The organism is Myroides oncorhynchi (assembly GCF_020905415.1).
GTDB classification, from domain to species: domain Bacteria; phylum Bacteroidota; class Bacteroidia; order Flavobacteriales; family Flavobacteriaceae; genus Flavobacterium; species Flavobacterium oncorhynchi_A.
Window position 1 is genome coordinate 2,276,469 of sequence record NZ_JAJJMP010000001.1, and the last position, 23,975, is coordinate 2,300,443.

A 23,975-nucleotide genomic window follows, 5' to 3' on the forward strand; every position below is an offset into this window, starting at 1 on the left:
TGTTGTTATAATATCTTTCCAGATAAGAACATTGCTGCAATTGAAAAGTAGATAATCAATCCAGAAACGTCTACTAAAGTAGCTACAAATGGTGCTGATGCTGTAGCGGGATCCATACCAAATTTTCTCAAGACAAATGGGATTAATGATCCAGATAAGGTTCCCCATAATACAATTAAAAGTAAGGATACAGAAACGCTCAATCCTACATATACCCAGTGCTCTCCATAATCATATATATTGGCTTCTTGCCAGATAAAGATTCGTATAAAACCGATAACACCAAGAATACCTCCAAGCATTACCCCTGAAGCCAATTCTTTGCGCATTACATACCACCAATCGCTTATTTTTAATTCACCTAGTGCCATTGCACGGATGATAAGTGACGCTGCCTGTGATCCTGAGTTACCACCACTTGAGATAATTAAAGGAACAAATAGAGCTAATACTACTGCCTTTTCTATTTCTCCTTCGAAGTGTCCCATCGCAGAAGCTGTTAGCATTTCTCCTAAGAATAGAATAATTAACCAACCTGCTCTTTTGCGAACTAGTTCGAATAAGGGGGTCTGAGTATATGATAGGTCTAACTCTTCCATCCCTCCGAACTTCTGGATATCTTCAGTATCTCTATCTTTAATAGCGTCTAAGATGTCATCGAAGGTCACAATACCTACTAGTACACCACTTTCTGTGATAATAGGCAATGCAGAGCGATCATATTTTTCGAATATATCAAAAGCATTTTCTGTCTTAGTTGTGCTGGTGATAGAGACAAAGGTATTGTCTATTAAATCTGAGATTAATGTATTCTCATCAGCTAATACTAGTTCTCCTAATTTTAGGTCATCGATTAGCTTATTGTGGTCATCTACTACATAGATGTAATTTAATGTTTCAGCTTTCTTTCCATAGACTTTTATATGGTCTAAAACCTGTCTAACTGTTCTGTTAGCTTTGGTTTGGATATATAAAGGAGTCATTAGCCTAGCAATACTATCTTCTTTATAACCTATTAAGTTTAATGCTATTTGTTTCTCTTTATCGTTAAGTAGGTTGATAGAATATTTGATTAGCTCATCAGGAAAATCTTCTAAAAGCTCCGTACGGTCATCAGGTTCAAGGTTGTTTAATACATCAGCATAATCTTCTTGAGTCATACTGCGTACTATTTCCTCTTGAATATTAATGTCTAAAAAGGAGAATACTTCAACTTTTAAGTCAGGTGAAAGCTTTAGAAATGCAAGGTTTCTTTCAGTTCTTTTCATCTCTGTAATAGCTTCAGCAATATCTGCTGGGTGCATATCTTTAAAAGTCATAGATTGAAGTATATTAAGGTGTTAGTACAAAGTTTTTTTAAAACAAAGCAAAGGTAATCTTTACTTGGTGTACTTTAAAATTTCTAATGATTTTTTAATAAAATAAACTTCTATCAATATTTTCTGTATTTAAACTAGTGCTTATCTATAGCATTATCTATAATTTGTGAATCTAAGGTTTTCTTTGCTTTTGCTCCCATGTCTTTTAGTTTTTGTACAGAGGTAATTAAGTTTCCTTTTCCTTCACTAAGTTTATTGAAGGCACTATCGTATTCGTTTCTAGTTTCTTCTATTCTTTTACCTACTTTTTGTAAATCGGTTACTAAACCAACAAATTTATCATATAATAAACCTGCTTGTTTTGCTATTTCATAAGCATTTTCTTGTTGCTTACGCTGACTCCACATTGATTCTATAGTACGAAGAGTAGCTAATAGGGTAGAAGGAGTGACTATCACAATGTTCTTTTCGAATGCTTTTGTGTATAAGGTATTATCGGTATTAATAGCGATAGAGAAGGCAGTCTCAATAGGAATGAACAACAGTACAAAGTCTGGACTAGTACCTTTGTATAGTTCAAAGTAATTCTTCTCAGACAGCCCATCGATATGTCTTTTCAATGAGTATAAATGTTCTTGTAAGCAACGTTTTTGCTCTTCAGTATCTATTGAGTTGACATATTGTTCATAAGCAACTAAGGATACTTTTGAGTCAACTACCATATGTCTGTTGTCAGGTAGATAAATAACTACATCGGGCTGTAATCTATTTCCTGTATCAGAAGTATAACTTTGCTGTGTTTCGTATTCACGTCCTTTCTCTAGACCAGATTTTTCTAGTACGCTCTCTAAGATCATCTCTCCCCAATTCCCTTGCATTTTATTATCTCCTTTTAGAGCTTTAGTAAGGTTAAGTGTTTCTTGACTCATCTTTTGGTTGAGTTGTTGTAAACCGAATATCTGTTGACGTAATGATGCGTGATGGTCAATACTTTCTTTATGTGTTTGTTCTACTTTTTGTTCGAAATGAAGTATCTTCTCTTGTAGAGGGTTTAGGAGAGTCTCTAAGCTAGCTTTGTTCTGTTTGGTAAACTTATCACTCTTCTCTTCTAATATTCGATTAGCAAGGTTCTCAAACTCTTTTGTGAACTTCTCTTGTAAGTTAGCTGTTTCTAATTGTTGTGACTCTAATCGCTCTTGAAGATTGAGGTATTCTGTATCGCGTATAGATATGCGTGCAATTAGTTCTTGATTGTCTAATCGAATAATCTCTAGACTTTCTTCTATAGTTTTCTTTTCAGTCTTTAATTGTTCTATTTGTTTGCTTTTATAGTCATTATCTGCTTCTAGTCTAATTAGATCATTAGATGAGGTAGTTTCTTTTTTGCCAGATTTACCAATAAAAAATGCGATGATAATTAAGATAGCTAATAGTGCAATTAATAGTTCTTGAGACATAATTTGTTTACTAAAGTTTAACGATCAAAAGTACTAAATTAAGTAGTTATATATGCTAATAGAATTGCGATGGTTTATAGCAAAAAAAGAGAGAGGTTAACAATTAAGTTAACCTCTCTATGATATTGTAATTTATATTATCTACTCAAGTACATTTTTCTACGAGAATAGATTTCATAGAATTGATCGTCTCTTAAGTTTTCGATAAACAAGATGCTTTCTCCTGTAGATTTCATTTCAGGTCCTAATGCTTTATTTACATTTTTGAACTTGTTGAATGAGAATACAGGTGTTTTGATAGCGTATCCGTTTAATTGTGGATTAAATTCAAAGTCAGTTACCTTATTGTGACCTAACATTACTTTTGTAGCGTAGTTTACATAAGGCTCTCCATACGCTTTAGCGATGAACGGAACTGTTCTAGATGCTCTAGGGTTAGCTTCGATGATGTATACGATATCATCTTTGATAGCAAACTGAATGTTGATCAAACCAACTGTTTTTAAAGCTACAGCAATTTTTCTTGTGTGGTCTTTAATTTGGTTTAACACGTACTCACCTAAGTTAAATGGAGGTAACATAGCGTGACTATCACCAGAGTGAACTCCACAAGGCTCTATATGCTCCATAATACCAATAATGTGTACATTCTCTCCATCACAGATAGCGTCCGCTTCAGCTTCTATAGCTCCTGCTAAATAGTGGTCAAGTAATAATGAGTTACCAGGAATAGAGTTTAGTAATTCGATTACGTGATCTTCTAATTCCTTTTTATTGATAACAATCTTCATTCCTTGTCCTCCTAATACATAAGAAGGTCTTACTAATAGAGGGAAGTCTAATTGATCTGCTAATTTGTTTGCTTGTTCTGCTGTTTTAGCAACACCAAACTGTGGGAATGGGATGTTTAATTGCTCTAATAGTTCAGAGAAACGACCTCTATCTTCCGCTAAGTCTAATGCATCAAAACTAGTACCTAATATTTTGATACCATTTTTCTCAAGTTTTTCAGCTAATTTAAGAGCAGTCTGACCACCTAACTGTACGATTACACCTTCTGGTTTCTCGTGTCTGATAATGTCATAGATGTGCTCCCAGAATACTGGTTCGAAGTATAATTTATTTGCTGTATCAAAGTCAGTTGATACTGTCTCTGGGTTACAGTTAATCATTATCGTTTCGTATCCGCATTCTTCTGCTGCTAATACTCCGTGCACACAAGAGTAGTCAAACTCAATCCCTTGACCGATACGGTTAGGTCCTGATCCTAATACCACTACTTTCTTCTTATCTGTTACGATACTTTCGTTAGACACATAACGCGTTCCGTCAGGTCTCTGAATTTCAGCTTCGAAAGTAGAGTAGTAGTAAGGTGTTTTAGCAGGGAATTCTGCAGCACATGTATCTACTAATTTAAACACACGGTTGATATTCATTGTATCACGTAAGTCATGTACTTTACTCTCAAGTGTATTTAACATGTGAGCGATTTGTCTATCTGCAAAACCTTTTTGTTTTGCTTCAAGCATTAAATCTTTAGGTAAAGTCTCAAGTGTATATTTAGAAATCTCTTTTTCTAGTGTATATAGTTCTTCATATTGTTTTAAGAACCACATATCTATTTTAGTGATTTCGTGTATTCTACTTAATGGAATACCGTGTTGTATCGCATCATAGATAACGAAAACTCTGTCCCAGCTTGCGTGAGTAAGTTTATCGATTATCTGATCGTAGTTAGTGTATCCTTTACCATCAGCTCCTAGACCATTTCGTTTAATCTCTAATGATTGCGTTGCTTTATGTAACGCTTCTTGGAATGAGCGCCCGATACCCATTACTTCTCCTACAGATTTCATTTGAAGGCCTAATGTTCTATCAGCTCCTTCAAACTTATCAAAGTTCCAACGTGGTATTTTTACGATTACATAGTCTAAAGTCGGCTCGAATAAAGCAGATGTAGATTTAGTAATTTGGTTTTGTAACTCATCTAATGTGTATCCTAATGCAAGTTTAGTAGCAATTTTAGCGATAGGGTATCCTGTAGCTTTAGAAGCTAATGCAGAAGAACGAGATACACGAGGGTTGATCTCAATAGCTACGATATCTTCTTTTTCGTCAGGTGATACAGCGAACTGTACGTTACATCCTCCAGCGAAGTTACCGATGCTACGCATCATTTTGATAGATAGATCTCGCATTCTTTGGAATGTTCTATCTGATAATGTCATAGCAGGAGCTACTGTGATACTATCTCCAGTGTGAATACCCATAGGGTCCATATTTTCGATAGTACAGATGATTACTACGTTATCATTTTTGTCGCGTAATAATTCTAATTCGTATTCTTTCCATCCCAATAAAGCTTTGTCAATTAAAACTTCGTGGATAGGAGAGGCTTCTAGTCCATACGTTAATAAATCGTCGAAGTCTTCTTCTTTGTGTACGAAAGCTGCTCCAGTACCTCCAAGTGTAAATGAAGGACGAATAACTAATGGAAAACCGAATTCTTGTGCAATTTCTTTTCCTTCTAAGAATGAAGTAGCTGTTTTTGCAGGTGCTGCAGGTACATCTATTCTTTCTAAAAGTTGTTTGAACTGCTCACGGTCTTCAGTGATGTTAATAGCGTTGATGTCAACACCGATTAGGTGTACTCCAAAGTCTGCCCATATACCTTTTTCATCACATTCTAAACATAAGTTTAGGGCTGTTTGTCCTCCCATAGTAGGAAGTACAGCGTCAATTTCAGGATGTGCTACAAGAATCTCGATGATAGATCTTGCAGTTAATGGTTTTAAGTAAATATGATCTGCCATTGATGGGTCAGTCATAATTGTAGCAGGGTTGGAGTTAATTAAAATAACTTTAATTCCTTCTTCTCTTAATGATCTTGCTGATTGTGAACCTGAATAATCGAATTCGCAGGCTTGTCCAATAATAATTGGTCCTGAACCAATTATTAATACTGTTTTGATTGAAGTGTCTTTGGGCATTTTAATTGTGTTGTTATGTTAAATACTTCGTTGTGAATGAAGTAAGTTTAGTATTGTTGCGTGTAATAGATTGGTTTGATTATGTTAAGGTATAAAAAAAGGCGTTACAAATAATAGTAACACCTTTATTTATGTTTGAATCAAACATTATTTTTTATGTCTTGTTTCACAAGAAACAGTCAATTTATGTCTTCCTTTAGCTCTTCTAGCAGCTAATACTTTTCTACCGTTAGGAGTAGACATTCTATCCATGAAACCATGTTTGTTTCTTCTTTTTCTGTTCGATGGTTGAAATGTTCTTTTGCTCATTGCTTTTATCTTTAAATCTTAAATTTTACTAATCTAACTGGTTTCTTTGAATTAGCTGTTGCTTAAAAACCGAGTGCAAATATATAAAAGTCTTTTAACTCTTACAAAACGTTTTTGAAAAATATTTTATAACATTGAAAAGATCTCTACATTTTAATCAAGTTAGAGCGCTAAGATACTGATAAAACCTAAGATTAGACTGTTTTAAAATTATTAAATAATTGTTGTTTTATTATATGGGATAGTGTCTTGATATCTATATCCTGTTCTATAATGAATATGATTACTAATATAATCTCCTATATCAATCGTCTTGAATTTAGAAGATGGATCTAAATCTGTGGTTAGTACCCCTGCATTAATACAATGTAATACAGCGTCCTGAATAGCTTCTGCGGCATCGTGTTCCCCCAAGTGCTCCAACATCATCGCTCCACTTAAAATCGAAGCAATAGGATTAGCAATACCTTGTCCTTTAGCTTGTGGATAAGAACCGTGGATCGGTTCAAATAAAGCATGCTCATCACCAATAGAGGCAGAAGGTAATAAGCCGATAGACCCTCCGATTACACTTGCTTCATCAGAAATAATATCGCCAAACATATTTTCTGTCAAGATGACGTCAAACTGTTTTGGATTAAGTATTAATTGCATAGCAGCATTGTCTACAAACATAAAGTCTAGTTCTACTTGTGGAAATTCAGCTGCAATCTCCTTTACTACTTTTCTCCATAATCTTGACGTTTCTAACACATTAGCTTTGTCGATTAGAGTAACTTTATTACGTCTCTGCGTAGCTGCTTTAAAGGCTCTACGAGTAATGTTTTCGATTTCCTCTTGATGATAAGTACAGATATCAGTAGCTGATTTTCCATCAGTAGCTGTACTCTTTTCACCAAAGTAAATACCACTGATTAACTCTCTGTAAATAACCATATCAGTGCCTTGAATAATGCTCTCTTTTAAAGGACTCTTATCGATTAACTTCTTGTAAGCCTTCACAGGACGTACGTTAGCATATAATCCTAAGGCTTTTCTAAGTGCTAATAATCCTTGTTCAGGACGTATTTTAGCAGTAGGGTCATTATCATATTTAGGATCTCCGATAGCACCAAATAAGACTGCATCAGAAGCTTTGCACTTCGATAAGGTATCTGCGGGTAGTGGGTTATTCGTTTGATCGATAGCTATTGCACCTACTAATGCTTCGTGATATTGTAACTGGAAGACATACGTCTGAGCAGCTGCATTAAGCACTTTAATAGTTTCATTGATTACTTCTGGGCCTATACCATCTCCTGGTAATACAGCGATATCGTATTTGTTCATCATATTAGTAGGTATTAGTGGTTAACTCAAAGGCTGTGATAGCCTCTTTTTTAGCAATTAAATAGTCGATATCATCATATCCATTAAGCAAACAAATCTTTTTATATGGGTCTAATTCGAAGTGTTCTTCTCTATTATTTATTACTATAGATTGGTGTTCTACATCTACAGTTATCTGTGTTTTAGGGTTATTCTCTATTTCATTAAATAGGTAAGCGAGGTATTCTTTGCTGACCATAACAGGCAATACGCCATTATTTAGTGCATTGCTTTTAAAGATATCAGCGAAGAAACTACTTACGATAACTTTAAAGCCATAATCAGACAACGCCCACGCAGCGTGTTCTCTACTACTTCCACAACCAAAGTTATTTCCAGCGATTAATATTTCACCTGAGTACTTAGGGTTGTTAAGTGGGAAATCTAGTTTAGGACTACCGTCATTATTAGATCGCCAATCTCTAAACAGATTATCTCCGAAGCCCTCTCTGTTAATACTCTTTAAGAATCTAGCAGGGATAATCTGATCTGTATCTATATTCTCTATTGCTAGAGGAGTTGCTGTTGATGTTATCTTAGTTAACGCTTGCATATTCATTCATTTTAGAGTAAGTAATTTTGCCTTCTATCGCTACTATCGCAGCTGTTAGAGGGCTTGCTAATAATGTACGAGATCCTTGTCCTTGTCTACCTTCGAAGTTTCTGTTCGAAGTAGATACACAAAATTCTCCTGATGGGATCTTATCCTCATTCATCGCAAGACAAGCAGAGCATCCGGGCTGTCTAATCACAAATCCCGCTTCTTGGAATACAGCATCTAAGCCTTCTTCTTTTATTTGAGCCACCACTTGTTGTGAACCTGGAACTATTAAGGCATTGATGTCTTGAGATATTCTCTTTCCTTTAATATATGATGCTGCCACTCTAAAATCTTCTATTCTAGCATTGGTACAACTACCTATAAAAACGTGTTTTACAGGTATGGTATCTATAGCCTGACCTGGTAATAATCCCATATAACTAAGTGCCTTTTCTTCTGACTCGGTTTTGTTTAGAGGAATAAATGTATCAATGTTTATCCCCATACTAGGATTAGTTCCATAGGTGATCATTGGTTTTATATCTTCAGCTTTAAAGTGATATTCACAGTCGAACTTCGCTTTTTTATCTGTAGGTAAGGTCTGCCAATATGCTACTTTTTTATCCCATTGTTCTCCTGTAGGAGCGAAGGGCTTTCCTTTTACATAGTCAAATGTAGTTTGGTCAGGAGCAATCATTCCTCCACGTGCCCCCATCTCTATACTCATATTGCAGACAGTCATTCTGCCTTCCATAGTCATCTGTTCAAATACATTACCTGCATATTCACAGAAATATCCTGTACCTGCATCCGTTCCTACTTTAGAAATGATATACAGGATAACATCTTTTGGTTGAACATGACTATTTAGTTTGCCTTCAACAGTGATGCGCATTGTCTTAGGCTTATTCATTAAGGTACACTGACTAGCGAATACTTGGGCTACTTGACTTGTTCCAATTCCAAAAGCAATTGTACCAAAGGCACCATGTGTGGATGTATGGCTATCTCCACAGACCATACTCATCCCCGGTTGAGTAATACCTAACTCTGGTGCTATAATGTGTACTATCCCCTGATATTCATGTCCTAGGTCATAATAGGTAATAGTATTTTCCTTACAGTTTATTGCTAATTGATCTACTTGTTGTTTTGATAGCGGATCTTTTATAGGTTGTTCTTGATTTAGAGTTGGTACATTGTGATCTACAGTAGCTACTATTTGTTTTGGTCTAAAAACAGAGATACCTCTTTTCTTAAGTTCGTCAAATGCCTGTGGACTTGTTACCTCATGAATTAGATGTTTGTCTATATATAATATATCTGGGCCATTCTCTATACTCTCTACTACGTGAGCGTCCCATACTTTGTCAAATAATGTTTTTGGTTTATTAGTCATTAGTTGTTGGTTTAAGCGTGTTTAATCATTTGGTTTTGAGTGTACATAGTCATAATAGCATGTAAGTCTACCTCAGTTACTTCTTTCTTAGTATCAGCTACTCCTAAGAAGTATTCATATAGTGTGTCTAATTCTATTTTAGTCACATCAAATCCAATGTTTTTAAATCTATAAGCTAATGCAGATCTACCACTTCGCGCTGTAAGAATGATAGATGAGGCATCCACACCTACCTCTTTAGGATCGATAATCTCATAGGTATCACGGCGTTTAATCACTCCATCCTGATGTATACCCGAACTGTGAGCAAATGCATTAGCCCCTACAATAGCTTTATTTGGCTGCACGACCATTCCCATTGTGTTAGAGGTCAATTGACTTAATGTGTTTAACATAGTGCTATTGACATCTGTATGGAAACCTAAATTCTTATGTTGTTTTAAGATCATTACCACCTCTTCTAGTGCTGTATTACCCGCTCGCTCGCCGATACCATTGATCGTACACTCTATTTGTCTAGCTCCATTCATAATACCTGCTATAGAATTGGCTGTTGCCATTCCTAAATCATTGTGACAGTGACATGATAAGATTACATTCTCTATTCCCTTGACGTGTTCTTTTAGATATTTAATTTTGTTACCATAGTCAGTAGGTAAGCAGTACCCTGTTGTATCAGGGATATTGATAACAGTAGCCCCTGCTTGTATTACTGCTTCACAAACCTTAGCTAGATAAGGATTATCTGTCCTTCCTGCATCCTCCGCATAGAATTCTATATCCTGGACATATTTTTTTGCATAGGCTACAGCTTCACTGGCTCTACCTATTATTTCCTCTTGTGTAGAGTTAAACTTGTATTTAATATGCGAATCAGAAGTACCTATACCTGTATGTATTCTAGGCTTATGAGCGTATTCTAATGCTTTTACAGCTGAATCGATATCTTTAGTATTGGCACGTGTTAGGGCACATATCTTAGCATTCTTTACTATTTTACTGATGGCTTGTACAGCTTCAAAGTCACCTGGACTAGAAATAGGAAAGCCTGCCTCGATAACATCGACTCCTAACTCATCGAGTTGGTAAGCAATCTCTAGTTTTTGTTTTTTATCTAACTTACAACCAGGTACTTGTTCTCCGTCTCTTAATGTGGTGTCAAAAATCTCAATTTTTTCAGTTTTCATATTTTTAGTGTTTTAAATAACTTTAAACAAAAGTGTATAAAAGCTTTTCACTATCTTTAAAAAAAAGTTAAAAACTACAATGTTAAAATGTGGTTTTTGTAATATAAGTTGTTGTTTTATAATTATTTAAAGTATTTTTTGTTACAATGTCAAATTGGGGGAAAGACTGGTTATTTGTATTGATAAAATCACTGACAAGGTCAGAGAAACGTCAATTCACATTATATGTAAACAGATTGCAGAACAATGCGGATGCTAAATTCATCTCGTTATTTAATGCTATGGATAAAATGGAGGAGTATGACGAGCAGTATATTCTCAAACAAAAAATCACAAGCAAACAGCAATTATCTAATTTAAAAGCAAATCTATACAAGGCTATCTTAGTGAGTCTGCGTATGAATCCTAGTAGAAAAAATGTCAGAATACAAATACGTGAACAACTTGATTTCGCTACTATTCTATATCAAAAAGGACTACATAAACAGGGATTAAAAATATTAGATAAGGCAAAACAAATCGCATTAGACGTAGAAGAGAAGAGCCTTGCTTTAGAAATTATAGAGTTAGAGAAAGTTATCGAATCTCAGTATATCACACGTAGTATCACTGGTCGTGCGGATGAACTGATTGCCCAATCTAATGAGCTTATCATTCAGAATTATTATGCAACGAAGTTATCTAACTTATCGCTAAAGTATTATAATGAGATGCTTACTTCTGGATATGCAAAGAGTGAGGATGAAAAACAAGAACTAATCGCCAGGTTTAGTGATCAATTATTAGATATTAATATTGAGTTGCTAAATTTTAGAGAGAAGCTGTGGTACTTTAAAGCGCATGTATGGTTGTGTTTCTTGATACAAGATTATCGCAATGCTTATAAATATGCTAAGTTATGGGTAGCGTTATTTTACGACCACCCAAAGATGATATTAAGTCACCCAATATGGTACCTTAAGGGAAATTCGTATCTATTTAAAATACTGCTACTATTTAAGTCGGTAGACAAATATATTTATTGGAACAATAGACTAGAAGAACAATTGACAAGCGAGAACTTCCCACAATCAGAGAATATTAATTCACAGGCATTCTTATTGCAGTTTAGCAACAAACTGAATATCGAATTTATACAGCAGACATATAGTGGAAGTACAATCTTTGTAAAACAACTGCAACGAGGGATCAATGAATATAGTAATATGATAGATGAGCACCACTTTCATATTCTATATTTTAAAGTAGCTTCATTGTACTTTGGGTATAAGAAATATGAAGATTCCTTAGCCTATACAGCACGTATTTTAGCGAATACTGACTATACGGTACAGGAAGATTTGCTGTTTCACACCCGTATTTTATCGTTAATGGCACAATTCGAATCAGGACAAGATCAACACTATGAAGACTTTATCAAAGCGAATAGAAACTTGATGAAAAAGATGAAAAACAAGACTGAGATACACGACACTTTTATGAAGTTATTTGAGGGACTTTTAGGATCGTCATCTAAAGAGCAAGTTGTTGTCTTAAAGGAGTTTGTCGAAAAGATGGAACTGCTGTATGACAATAAGTTTTATATCCGTAGTATTCTGTATATCGATGTGCTAAATTGGGCTAAAAGGAAACTAAGTTAATAAGGTAATATCACATTAAGTAAAATAGAAAGCCACGCATACTGTGAAGTTGTTGTGGCTTTGTTTGTTAAAAAAGGCTTGCTTGTATCAAAAGAATTACTATCTTCGCCTCTGTATTAGAGTAATAATACAGTATTAATTCCAGAGAATAGGTTATACTTAGTTGTATATGAAAAGGGAATCGTGTGAGAATCACGAACTGTCGCGCAACTGTAAGTAACATGCTAGTTTTTATCCTAGTGATCCACTGTTATGATTTAAGATAATGGGAAGGACGATAAAAGCTGTTACAAGTCAGGAGACCTGCCTTATTCTGTTTTATAGACTATGCTTTCGCGGTTTAGAGCTTCATGTCAAGTTGGAATGTGTTAATTCATTCATCCTATAAGTTGTATCTAGGATAAGCACATTGTATCTTTTCATTTTAATCCAAACCATTTTATCGAATAGCACACAGATAAGTTATTATCAGGTCTATATTATTGTTACAATACTGTAGGACTAACAAGCATAATGATGTTATTAGAAGCAGATATAGAAGAGCGCAAATTAAAAGCTGTGACCAGTGTGTTTAAAGTAGTATTTCCAGATACTACTAATCACCATAACACGATGTTCGGAGGTCGAGTAATCATGATGATGACTGAGACTGCTTTTATGACTGCAACACGTTTCTGCCGTAAGAGCTTTGTGATCGTTAGCAGTGATAAAATAGATTTTAGACAACCCATACCAGCAGGCTCATTAGTTGAGATGGTAGGAGAGGTAGAGTCTATCGGTAATACGAGTATTCGTATCCGCGTTAATGTGTATAGAGAGAAGATGAAGGAAGAGGAACGCATAAAGGTAGTGACAGGTGTATTCACCCTCGTCGCATTAGATGATAATTTCAAACCGATATCTATATTAGATTAGGTTTTATACAAGTAAATTTTGTAAGCATCTTACATTTTTTAGTTTTTGGTAGGGGGATAGACAGGTTAGTGTCTATCCCCATTTTTTTACGCCTGTTTTAACCTAGAACATGCAATAGAAAAAATAGCAAAAAGTAATTATACAAAATAGGTCTGAATTAGCTCTACAATCATACTATAGTATGATTGTAGAGCTAATGATAGAATTGCTTTGTAGTATTTGGCTAATGTTGATTCTGGATTTAATCAAGTCTTTGAGGTCTAAACATTGGCCTCATTATAGAGATCTAACTCAATGATTTAATCTTTTATAAGAGGTATAATGGATCAATCTCAAAAGTTGTGTTTATGCATAAAGCTTAGTCAATCTGTATAAAAAGAAATCAATATCTCTTACACCTCTAAACTGAGCTCTGAATGCTTTAATTTTGGCATTAAAAGATTCAGCAGAGGCATTAGTACTTCTATTATCAAAATAGTTAAGAATTGTTTTATAATTGATTTGCATTGTATTGATAACAGTGCCGAATTGTTTTAAATTAATCTTCATAACATCATTGTACCAATGAGCCAGTTTAGTATAAGCTACTTCTTTTACTGTGGTTGTGTTATATATTATTCTTAAGTGTTGCGCTACATTATAAGCTTGTTTAATCAAAGGATATTGATTAAATAATATATCTGCTCTTTGTATTTGATTAGTGGTCCATTTACTTGGATCCATAGTTAGTAGATATCTACTCCTTATAAGTAGTTGCTTAGCTGTATCTCCATTATCAAACTCTATTGGAATAAATTGTTTACCTTCTTTTTTAGCTTGTAGGATTAAGTTGTTTTCAATATCTGAAGCATTCCAACGTTCTTGTATTCTAATATCTTGTAATGCTTCATTTACTAGTTTCTGTACATGAAAACGATCTGTTACTTGTGTGGCATTAACAAAGCACTTCGTAACAATTTTTTTCATAGAATTTGCCATATCAAGTGTTATCTCCTTAACTTTAGATCTTGTCTTAGAGGAGATTGTAAGGAGCTTTTCTATAATAGGCTCTACTTTAGTGCCAGAAAAAATGGCTACTATACTCCCTTTCTTTCCTCTACTATACTTGTTTGTAATAATTGTATAGAGCTCACCTTTTGACAAAGCTGTTTCGTCTATTGATAGTTTAGGTCCTATGTTTTCAGGAAAAAGAAGATAGTCTTTAGCGTGTTCTTTATGTTCCCAAGCTTGAAAATCACTTAGTGAATCTTTGTATTGGCGTTGTAGTTTTTTACCATCAATATTAAAGAAACCTCCTATTGTATGACAATCACTTGCCTTAGTATCTATTAATTTCTTTTAAAAAAGAGGCAAACTCATCAGTTAAACGAGTGCCTTTTGCTACTAGATTCCAATCTCTCTGTACTAATTCGCGAGTAGTTTTATCTAACCAACGACGTCGCTTGACATGAAGATAAACACTATTTCCTCGTAATGGAAAGTCTTGTATTGTGGTTTCATTATGAAACCCATGACCTATAAGAATACGGTCTTTCGCTTCATCTGGGACTCTATTAAATTCTTCAAAATATAGGTGCATTGTTTCACCTTGTTTTATCGTTTTTACTAAATCAAAATGTTCTACTAAAAACTCAGGTAAAATCATTTTTATAAACTCAATATAGTTTTCCACGTTTATTATTTATCATTACAAAGATCTGTAGTTTTTAATTCACACACAACTTTTGAGATTGATCCGGTATAATCTTAAAAACACTAAATTCTTTTTTACTTTTTGATTAAAATATAAAATGTATCTCCGTTTAGTGTCATACTGATAATTTATAGGTTAAAGGAACTGATCATGTAAACAAGTAACTAGTTAATATACAGTAATTGTAAAAATTGGTATTATCTAGTTTAATGGGATAATTACAACATTATACCCTCTTATTACATCAAACGGACATACATAAAATATAATCCTTTATAAAGTTTTTTTTAAGTTTTACTTCTTTTTTTTAGATATGAAGCTCTTTAAAGACCTATAATGAGCTCGTTTCTGAAAAAAAGATGTCATTTTTTATGAGTGCTTTTATTTTAATGTATTGATTTGTATTGTTTTATTTGTTTTTTGTAAACAATGAATAGTTTATTGATATACTCTTGAAGCCTTATAAATACTAGTTTATCCCAGAATCAGCAATAGACAGATAAACGAAAAGCAATTATACAAGATAGGTCTGAATTAGTGATTTCAGCATACTATAGTATGGTTATAGAGCTAATAAAAGAACTATAAAGTAGAATTACTTTGTAGTATTTGGCTAATGCTGATTCTGGGTTTATTTGTAATTCCTTCGACACTTGGTGGAGAATAAGCCGCATATAGTGGGGAAAAGAGGTTATTATTTGAAGGAGTATCCTTTTATTGACCAATTATTGTCCTTTTAGTGTTTACTGAGATTGTATCAAAGCCTTGTTTGTTTTGACATATAATGTCTGGGATTTAATAAGAGGAGTAGGTAGCTTTGAGGTTACTATCAATAAATATTTAAAAGATAACTAAATGAAAGCATTATTTAAGTCAACACTATTAGTAGTCATCGTAACTCTTTCTACCTTAGGGTATGGTCAGATGACACCTGGTGGTAGTGCTCTTAGGCAGAGCAGAATGAAATTTTTAGGAACAGATAATATTAAGAGTATCCTTAAAAAGAATGAGAATACATCGTTTATACGTTATTTCAATGGTGGTTTTGAGTTAGACTCTACTCGTTCTTGGACGAATAGAGTTATCTATACTGGTACTGTATTAGATGATAATAAGTACGAATTAAAATCTGAGGTATATCAGAGAGATTTGGATACTAAAGAAGAAACTCTGTATATGGAAAGAGTTAGAACTTATAATAATAAAAAAGAAAAAGGATCTATACTTGTTACTAAGCAGTTTTTGATAGATGGATTAGTAGAAGAAATTACAACTAAAAATAAAAAAAAGGTTGTTAAGTGTTTTGATCAAGATAGAAAAATTATTAATAGTGATGGATGTCTACTGTATACTAGATTTGACTATCCAAAGGAAAAAATGAAAACTTTATCTGAAAAATTAAAAGAACAAATAAGTAAAGTTGTTTATACTAAAAATGGACCTGTACCAAATTATATTTTAGTAAATATAGAATCTGATTATAAAGCTCAAAAGTGGAACTTATCATTAGATTTTCCTAAAAATTATAGTTTAGAAAATAATATGTATACAGAACTAGTAACTGCTATAATGTATGTTTTGAATAATGAAAAGTTAGAAGGGTTTCACTTTAATAAGGATATAAAGGGGAATTACTATAACTGCAATTTAATAGTTCCTGTTACTTTTCAAAAAGAAGTGAATAAGAAGTAAATAAGAAACTTTGTAGAGTATAACTAGTGTCTAGGTCTTTTAATAAAAATGTTCTGAAAGAACTAGTGTAAAAAAGTCTGCTCTGATTCGAGAGATTCAGAGCAGTGATATAATCAGTTATTTTTATTTTTTAGTTAAGACATTATAGATTACATATATCCACCCTAAGAAGAAGTGGATTATTGCCCATAATATGGATTGGTTTCTTGTCCAAGATAAATATACAGCGACAATAGAACCAATAGTTAGCCCTCCCCCCCATAGCTGGATAGATGGTCCACCTGCGAAGGTCATAGTAGTAGTCATCGCTAAAGCTAGTGTCCAGAATAAATTTGATTTAGTCATAGTTAATTGTTTTTGTGTTAATTAGCTCTAAAGTTAATCTATTTATGAAAACAAGTGTTTAATTTAGAGTATTATTTTGTGAATCTAAATGGTGAACTAAGGACTTTTTGTGGGGTAGAAAAACAAAACCTCAAGTAGCATATTAATGATACTTGAGGTTTTAATATTTTAGATATGAGTTGTATTATGATAAAAAAAGCCACTCATATAGAGTAGCTTTGTATGTGTCTTAATGCTTGTGTAAGAATGCTTGTCTTTGTAGAAGTGTTTCTTCACTTTCGACATGGTTGTCGTCAGGAATACAACAATCTACAGGGCATACAGCAGCACATTGCGGTTCTTCGTGAAATCCTTTACACTCCGTACATTTAGAAGGTACGATAAAATAGAATTCGTCAGAAACTGGTTCTTGAGCAGCATCAGCATCTACTTCTGTTCCGTCAGGTAGTACTACCTTACCAGTCAGTGCTGTACCGTCTTTATATCTCCAGTCATCTGCCCCTTCATATATCGCTGTATTCGGACATTCAGGTTCGCAAGCTCCACAATTTATGCATTCGTCTGTTATAATGATTGCCATAGCTTATATTTTGTTTTATATGTATTAACTTTGTATGCAAATTTACACCCAAAACAATTCACAAACAAGTCAATATGAATTTAGATGTTAAAAAAAATGCATTTGTTAAGTTAGGTCAATTTTTAGCTCAATTTACTACAAATGAATTTGTAAAAAACAATGATGTATGTCATAATGATGAATTTTTCACAACATTTTCTGAACTGATTCACAGCTCAGTACACTATAATGGATGGTTCACATTAGAGCAAGTAGTTGCCTCGATCAACTCTTGGGCAAGTGCGTTGACACCTGAGAATTTAGATAAATGGACTTCAAAATATGATTTTTCAACTGAGCCAAATAAGCGCATTGGATTGATATTGGCAGGTAATATTCCCTTAGTAGGTTTTCACGATTTTATCAGTGTTTTAATTTCTGGTAATATTGCTGTAGTAAAGATGTCTTCTAATGATCAGAAGTTACTGCCTTTCTTAGTAAAGTATATAGTAGCAGTAGAACCTGGTTTTGCTGATCGTTATGAGTTTATAGAAGGGAAAATGGAGGGGTTCGATGCTGTAATCGCTACAGGTAGTAATAATACTGCTCGTTATTTTGATTACTACTTTAATAATGTTCCTAATATTATACGTAAAAGCAGAAATTCTGTTGCTGTACTTGACGGTACAGAGAGTCATGAAGACTTAGTAGCACTGGGTAAAGATGTATTTACCTATTATGGATTAGGATGCCGTAATGTCTCTAAAATATTCGTGCCTGAGGGGTATGTGTTTGACAGTTTTTATCAGGGGATGTATGAGTACAGAGACGTTATAATGTATGAGCGTTATGCTAATAATTATGATTATAATAAGGCTGTATTTTTAATGAGTGAGTTTAAGATTTTAGATAATGGATTCTTGACTGTTAAGCAAGATAATGGATATGCTTCTCCGATCTCATCTATTTTTTATGAGTATTATACGGACATTAATGAGGTAAGAACTCGTTTAGTTGAAGATGCAGATAAGATACAGTGTATCGTGTCTAATAACTTAGTAGAGGGAAGTATTGCATTCGGTCAAACACAAGAACCACAACTGTGGGATTATGCTGATAATGTAGATGCAATGAAGTTTTTATTGGAGTTATAGTTTACAGTGAACGGTTTACAGTTAGTAGAGACACAATACGTTGTGTGTCAAAGTTAATGGTTTACAGAATCACCCCATCACGAAAAAACAACATCACAAAAAAACAACATCACAAAAAAACAAAATCACGAAAAAACATAAAAAGATGATTCAAGTACATAATTTCTGTGCGGGTCCTTGTTTATTGCCAGATGAGGTTTATAAAGGAGCAGCAGAAGCTGTTTTGGATTTTAATGGGAGTGGACTTTCGCTATTGTCTATCTCACATCGCAGTAAGGAGTTTATAGCGGTGTTAGAAGAAGCACAGCATTTGGCTCTTTCTCTGTTGGGATTAGAGGGGAAGGGATATTCAGCTCTATTCTTACAAGGAGGGGCAAGTATGGAATTCTTACGTGTACCTTATAATCTGATGAAATCTAAAGCGGGGTATATCAACACAGGTAATTGGTCTTCTAAGGCGATGGCTCAGGCTACAGCTTTCGGAGTGGTTAATGTATTAGCATCATCTGAGGATCGCAACTATAGTTATATTCCTCAGCAGATAGAAATACCTTTAGGTTTAGATTATGTACACTATACATCTAATAATACAATTTATGGTACACAGTGGCATGATATACCTCAGGCTGACTGTCCTATAGTATGTGATATGAGTTCGGATATCTACTCGAGAGTTTATGACTGTGAGCAGATTGATTTGATTTATGCAGGAGCACAGAAGAACATAGGTCCTGCGGGATTAAGTGTTGTATTGGTTAGAGATGATATTTTAGGCAAGTCTGGTCGTAGCATTCCTCAAATGATGGATTATGCAGAGCATGTAGATAAAGGTAGTCTCTATCATACAGCTAACGTCTTTGGTATTTATACTTGTTTATTAAATCTAAGATGGTTACGTAATCTAGGTGGCGTACAAGCTATAGAGAAGATAAATAATCAGAAGGCGACCACCTTATATAGTGCTATTGATGCGTTAGATTATGTAGTGGGATTAGCAGATGTGGAGTACCGATCTAAGATGAATGTCACTTTTGATTTTAAAGAAGAACGTATGAAAGAGATATTCGACAGCTTATGTAAGGAGGCGAGTATCTTAAATATAAAAGGGCATAGAGTGGCTGGTGGATATAGAGCCTCACTTTATAATGCCTTAAAACAACAAAGTGTGGATGCGCTAGTAGAAGTACTTCACACAATGAAAACAAAGATTTAATAAGAGTAGATGAGAATATTAGCTAATGATGGTATCCCAGAGGAAGTAAAGATTGACTTAGAGGGATTAGGTTTTGAAGTAAAGGAAGTAAGGGTAGCTCACGAGCAATTAGTGAATTACACCAGTAAAAATGAGATAGAAATACTTCTGTTACAGCAAGGGACGTTACTTAATAAGGCGATGATCGATGAGTTGTCTTTCTTAAAGGCTATAGTTTTTGCGGGTACACAGATAGATCTAGATATAATAGATTACATCAAAGGATGTGGGATTAAAGTAATTTGGGCAGAAGAGGCCTTGTCTAATGCTACAGCGGAGTTGGTGTTCGCACATTTATTCTCAGGAGCTAGATTATTACAAGAGGCAAATAGAAATATGCCTTTAGAGGGTGATGCTAGTTTTAAATCACTACAACAGTCGTATAGTAGTGGGATCGAGTTAGCAGGTAAAACTCTTGGTATTATTGGTCTGAATGCAGCAGGAGAAAAGGTAGCACAGAAAGCATTAGCTTTAGGAATGAATGTACTGTATGCTGATAGTACAGTGCCTAGTCTAAAAGCGGAGTTTGTATTGCCTAATGGTATACACTTCCCTGTAAATCTAGAATCTACTGATATGCATAGATTGCTACATGATTCGCATTTTATCACTATTCATACTAAGCATTATCAGAAATATATCTTAGATAAAGAGGCTTTTAGTCATGCTCATAACTTGATCGGAGTGATTAATTGTGCGTATGCAGAGGCAGTAAATGAAGTGGATTTAGTAGACCTTATTAACGCTGAAACTATCTTGTTTGCTGGGATAGATCGCTTTGAAGAAGAGCCTCATCCTGCAATACAAGTACTGATGCAACCTGCGTTCTCTTTATCTCCTAATATCAATGGAGCGACAGATGAAAGCAAAATGTTAATCTGGGACGAAATATTTGAGAAAATTCAAATAATGCGAAAATAATATAGTAGTTTTATTGAATAATAAAAAAAACTATGTTAGAACAAATCACAAAATTAGTAGAACAAATTAGTTCTTCTGAAGTAGCTAAAGGAGGAATCACTTCCGACCTTACTAGCGCAGTCACAAGAGAGACTGGAGACAGTATTATCAACGGATTAAAAGACAGTGTGTCTTCTGGAGATATCAGTGGGTTAACGAACTTACTATCTGGATCAACATCTAATATCGCATCTAATCCTATCGTTAGTGGTATGGTAGGTAATTTAGCCACTAGTTTAATCGCTAAGTTAGGATTATCTGAGAGCGTAGCAGATAGTTTTGCAAATGGAGTAGTACCACAAGTAATCTCTACTATAATAGCTAAGATACAAGGAGGTGAGTCAGGATTTGACCTTTCTAGTATCTTAAGTGGACTAGGAGGAGGAGGAGCTCAGGATTTACTTGGGTCTCTTTTAGGAGGAAAAGAAGGATTAGGTGGAGCAATCGATAAATTAAAAGGATTGTTTTAACCAACTTATCATATTGAATAAAAGGCGATTATCTATATACTAGGTAATCGCCTTTTTTATTTATTTAGATTTAGTAAAAATAAAAGTTCTCATAACTTGATTTTATGTTAAGTTTTACTATATATTTGTGGTTATATAAAATTAGTCTAAATAATAATTAATTGTTTTATTTTCATAGGATTGATTATTAGTTAGTTGTTAGTAATTAAACTTATCATGGTATATATAAATAGCTGTTAAAATTTTTAGCTAACAAGTAATATGATGCTTGCTCTTAAAGTGCTAATAAATTATTCAATCAATAGAAATCAATAAAGCTATAACCTGAAGCTTTTTTGGGAAATGTAATCTTAAATGAAAAAATATATACTACTTACGTGCTTTCTTTTGCTAAATATTTGGAGTTATGCTCAGCAAAAGACATACTCTTTAAAAGGAAAGGTTCTAGATGAAAACAACGTAGCTATCGGATATGCCACAATTATAGGTGTAAATTCAAATCAATCTACACAAACGGATCAGCAAGGAAGTTTTGAATTAAGTCTTTCAAAAGAAAAAGAAATTGTCGAGATAAGTTTTGTTGGTTATAAAACTTTTAAAACTAATATAGATTTCGATGGTGTGACTACAAAAACACTATCTATAAAACTTAAGGAAGAAAAAGAACAATTAGGAGAAATTAATATAAAAGCGAAGAGTGCTACTGAAAAAGTAAAGCAAAGCGCCTATACAGTCAACGCTATAGAAGTAAAAGCCTTAGCAAATACAGTGTCTGATGTCAATCAAATATTAAATAGAAGTGCTGGTGTACGCGTGCGTGAAGAAGGAGGACTTGGTTCGAACTTTAACTTTGCTCTAAATGGATTTAGTGGTAATCAGATCAAATTTTACTTAGATGGTGTTCCTTTAGAAGGTGTAGGATCTTCTTTTCAGCTAAACAATATTCCTGTAAATATGATAGAACGCATTGAGATTTATAAAGGTGTAGTTCCTATTAATTTAGGAGGAGATGCTTTAGGAGGAGCTCTAAATATTATCACTAAGAATACGAAGAGTAAATATTTAGATGCAACAGTTTCTTACGGTTCTTTTAATACAGTACGTTCGTCTATAAATATGGGTATGACTACGGATAAGGGCTATAAATTTCAATTAAATGCTTATCAGAATTATTCAGATAATGATTATAAAGTAAATGTTGATGTTCACAATTTTGAAACAGGAGTACTTACTCCAAAGAGAGTTAGTCGTTTCCACGATCGCTATCACAATGAAGGTATAGTCCTAAAAGGAGGTATGGTGAATAAATGGTATGCTGATGAGTTACTTTTCGGCATTACGTTAGGAAAGAATTATAATCAGATCCAGACAGGTAATAGAATGGAGGATGTGTATGGAGGACGTTTTACTAAAGGTAATTTAATATTACCAAGTTTTAGTTATATAAAGAAAGATTTCTTGGTTGATAATTTGAATGTGTCTGTAAATGCAAACTATAATCTGGGTAGTGAACAGGCAGTAGATACAATGAATAGATTATACAACTGGGATGGAGATTATATTATAAAAAATGCTTTAAAGAAAGAAGGAGGAGAGATAGAGAGAAGACAGTTTAAGTATAAGAATAACAATGGATCAGTAATCGCTAATGCTAATTATGCGCTAAGTGAACATCATTTGTTTGCTGTAAATTATAATTTGTCTTTATTCAACAGAAAAGGAGAGGACTTATTAGACTCTACATTAAAGAATAATAATCTTCCTAAGAAATCTAATAAAGCTATCCTAGGGTTTAGTTACCAATATACTCATAATGAAAAATGGAATGCAATAGCATTTTTAAAGAAGTACTTCCAGTATAATTACTCGGAACGTTATTATAATGAAACATATTTCACGCAAGACAATAGACAGAACTTTACGGGATATGGGGTGGCTACAGCTTATAATATACTGCCAGACTTACAAGTAAAGGGCTCATTTGAGCATAGTATACGTATGCCAGAAGCGTATGAGATGTTTGGAGATGAAGTAAACTTAGCTTCTAATTATAATCTAAAGCCAGAGTCTAGTAATAATTTTAATGTAGGGCTTCAATATGGATTTACTCTAAATGAAGTAAACCAGTTTAAGGTTGAGACTAATTTCTTATATCGAAAAGCTAATGATTATATTAAAGAGGAAGTTAACACAGGACAAGGTACTGCAGCTCAAAAAGTAAATAGAAATATCGGAGGAGTATTAGTAAAATCATTTGATGGTGAAATAAGATATAATTATAAAGACATCTTTTCTATTATGGCTAATGTTACTTATCAGGATATTTTAAATGATATTAAATATGAAAATAATTCTACAGAAGTAAGTGCATTATACAGAGATAGGGTAGCAAATATCCCTTATTTATATGGAAATGGAATGGTGTCATTTAATTTTAAAGAAGTATTTGGATCTAAGAATAGCTTACGTCTTGACTATAATATGATGTATGTACAGAAATACTATTTATATGCTCCGAGTGCTGGTATAGCAAAGTATAAGAGATATATCCCAGAGCAATTCTCACAAGATATCAGTCTACATTATGCCATTCGTGATGGAAGATATAATGTAGCATTAGAAGTAAGAAACTTAACAAATAAAACACTGTATGACAACTTTAGCTTACAAAAACCAAGTCGTTCAGTTACTTTAAAATTAAGATATAATTTATAAATAAAAACCA

Annotated in this window: 20 protein-coding genes and 1 riboswitch; of the genes, 8 read left to right on the plus strand and 12 right to left on the minus strand. The window is 33.8% G+C overall.

The features are described 5' to 3' along the window. Window positions 1–5 precede the first annotated feature (5 nt). The 8 genes from mgtE to LNQ81_RS10175 all read right to left on the minus strand — a co-directional run bounded on the left by mgtE (window position 6) and on the right by LNQ81_RS10175 (window position 10,570). Window positions 6–1,319, minus strand: coding sequence for a magnesium transporter (gene mgtE / locus LNQ81_RS10140; RefSeq protein ID WP_229946402.1), 1,314 nt, complete (start codon window positions 1,317–1,319; stop codon window positions 6–8). Window positions 1,320–1,453: 134 nt separating this feature from the next. Then, window positions 1,454–2,776, minus strand: a complete 1,323-nt coding sequence (locus LNQ81_RS10145) for a DNA recombination protein RmuC (protein WP_229946403.1) — start codon at window positions 2,774–2,776, stop codon at window positions 1,454–1,456. 137 nt (window positions 2,777–2,913) lie between these two features. Then, window positions 2,914–5,766 (minus strand): carbamoyl-phosphate synthase large subunit, encoded by a 2,853-nt coding sequence (carB, locus tag LNQ81_RS10150; protein ID WP_229946405.1) that lies wholly within the window; start codon window positions 5,764–5,766, stop codon window positions 2,914–2,916. A gap of 147 nt (window positions 5,767–5,913) precedes the next feature. Next, complete coding sequence (rpmH, locus tag LNQ81_RS10155; protein ID WP_006256972.1) at window positions 5,914–6,075, minus strand: 50S ribosomal protein L34; 162 nt, start codon at window positions 6,073–6,075, stop codon at window positions 5,914–5,916. Between the two features lie 213 nt (window positions 6,076–6,288). Continuing rightward, window positions 6,289–7,407 carry a 3-isopropylmalate dehydrogenase gene (gene leuB, locus LNQ81_RS10160; RefSeq protein ID WP_229946412.1) on the minus strand — a complete coding sequence of 373 codons (1,119 nt, stop codon included), beginning with the start codon at window positions 7,405–7,407 and terminating at the stop codon, window positions 6,289–6,291. Window position 7,408: 1 nt separating this feature from the next. Further along, a complete protein-coding gene (gene leuD / locus LNQ81_RS10165) occupies window positions 7,409–7,996 on the minus strand; it encodes a 3-isopropylmalate dehydratase small subunit (protein WP_229946414.1) in 588 nt (195 codons plus the stop codon). Continuing rightward, complete coding sequence (gene leuC, locus LNQ81_RS10170) at window positions 7,980–9,383, minus strand: 3-isopropylmalate dehydratase large subunit (protein WP_229946419.1); 1,404 nt, start codon at window positions 9,381–9,383, stop codon at window positions 7,980–7,982. The genes leuD and leuC overlap by 17 nt, the downstream gene beginning before the upstream one ends. Window positions 9,384–9,394: 11 nt before the next feature. Continuing rightward, complete coding sequence (locus LNQ81_RS10175) at window positions 9,395–10,570, minus strand: 2-isopropylmalate synthase (protein WP_229946421.1); 1,176 nt, start codon at window positions 10,568–10,570, stop codon at window positions 9,395–9,397. 146 nt (window positions 10,571–10,716) lie between these two features. On the opposite strand from LNQ81_RS10175, the gene LNQ81_RS10180 reads away from it, so the two are divergent. Together LNQ81_RS10180 and LNQ81_RS10185 are read left to right on the plus strand one after the other, a co-directional pair. After that, a complete protein-coding gene (locus LNQ81_RS10180; RefSeq protein ID WP_229946422.1) occupies window positions 10,717–12,210 on the plus strand; it encodes a hypothetical protein in 1,494 nt (497 codons plus the stop codon). Window positions 12,211–12,343: 133 nt separating this feature from the next. Next, window positions 12,344–12,535, plus strand: a riboswitch (cobalamin riboswitch). A gap of 191 nt (window positions 12,536–12,726) precedes the next feature. After that, the gene (locus LNQ81_RS10185; RefSeq protein WP_229949281.1) at window positions 12,727–13,125 is read left to right on the plus strand and encodes an acyl-CoA thioesterase; all 399 of its coding nucleotides are present in this window, start codon (window positions 12,727–12,729) and stop codon (window positions 13,123–13,125) included. 345 nt (window positions 13,126–13,470) lie between these two features. On the opposite strand, the gene LNQ81_RS10190 is transcribed toward LNQ81_RS10185, so the two are convergent. Continuing rightward, entirely contained in the window at window positions 13,471–14,454 is a 984-nt protein-coding gene (locus LNQ81_RS10190) for an ISAon1 family transposase (RefSeq protein ID WP_472850265.1), read from the minus strand. Then, entirely contained in the window at window positions 14,444–14,797 is a 354-nt protein-coding gene (locus LNQ81_RS10195) for an ISAon1 family transposase N-terminal region protein (protein WP_229944319.1), read from the minus strand. The genes LNQ81_RS10190 and LNQ81_RS10195 overlap by 11 nt, the downstream gene beginning before the upstream one ends. Before the next feature lie 876 nt (window positions 14,798–15,673). On the opposite strand from LNQ81_RS10195, the gene LNQ81_RS10200 reads away from it, so the two are divergent. Beyond that, window positions 15,674–16,510, plus strand: coding sequence for a hypothetical protein (locus tag LNQ81_RS10200; protein ID WP_229946424.1), 837 nt, complete (start codon window positions 15,674–15,676; stop codon window positions 16,508–16,510). A gap of 123 nt (window positions 16,511–16,633) precedes the next feature. Here the strand turns inward: LNQ81_RS10200 and LNQ81_RS10205 are convergent, their stop codons facing one another. Both LNQ81_RS10205 and LNQ81_RS10210 read right to left on the minus strand, forming a co-directional pair. Beyond that, a complete protein-coding gene (locus LNQ81_RS10205; RefSeq protein ID WP_229946426.1) occupies window positions 16,634–16,855 on the minus strand; it encodes a hypothetical protein in 222 nt (73 codons plus the stop codon). A gap of 229 nt (window positions 16,856–17,084) precedes the next feature. Next, window positions 17,085–17,435: a 4Fe-4S binding protein gene (locus tag LNQ81_RS10210; RefSeq protein ID WP_038987937.1), complete on the minus strand. Its 351-nt coding sequence runs from the start codon at window positions 17,433–17,435 to the stop codon at window positions 17,085–17,087. 74 nt (window positions 17,436–17,509) lie between these two features. Here LNQ81_RS10210 and LNQ81_RS10215 point away from each other — a divergent pair, with 74 nt between their 5' ends. The 5 genes from LNQ81_RS10215 (at window position 17,510) to LNQ81_RS10235 (ending at window position 23,965) form a co-directional block, all read left to right on the plus strand. Then, window positions 17,510–18,568, plus strand: a complete 1,059-nt coding sequence (locus LNQ81_RS10215) for an acyl-CoA reductase (protein ID WP_229946428.1) — start codon at window positions 17,510–17,512, stop codon at window positions 18,566–18,568. A 145-nt stretch (window positions 18,569–18,713) separates the two neighbouring features. Beyond that, window positions 18,714–19,781, plus strand: a complete 1,068-nt coding sequence (gene serC / locus LNQ81_RS10220; protein ID WP_229946436.1) for a 3-phosphoserine/phosphohydroxythreonine transaminase — start codon at window positions 18,714–18,716, stop codon at window positions 19,779–19,781. 9 nt (window positions 19,782–19,790) lie between these two features. Beyond that, entirely contained in the window at window positions 19,791–20,741 is a 951-nt protein-coding gene (locus LNQ81_RS10225) for an NAD(P)-dependent oxidoreductase (protein WP_229946438.1), read from the plus strand. 32 nt (window positions 20,742–20,773) lie between these two features. Continuing rightward, window positions 20,774–21,250 carry a hypothetical protein gene (locus LNQ81_RS10230; protein WP_229946440.1) on the plus strand — a complete coding sequence of 159 codons (477 nt, stop codon included), beginning with the start codon at window positions 20,774–20,776 and terminating at the stop codon, window positions 21,248–21,250. A 354-nt stretch (window positions 21,251–21,604) separates the two neighbouring features. Then, window positions 21,605–23,965 carry a TonB-dependent receptor gene (locus LNQ81_RS10235; protein WP_229946442.1) on the plus strand — a complete coding sequence of 787 codons (2,361 nt, stop codon included), beginning with the start codon at window positions 21,605–21,607 and terminating at the stop codon, window positions 23,963–23,965. Window positions 23,966–23,975 lie beyond the last annotated feature (10 nt).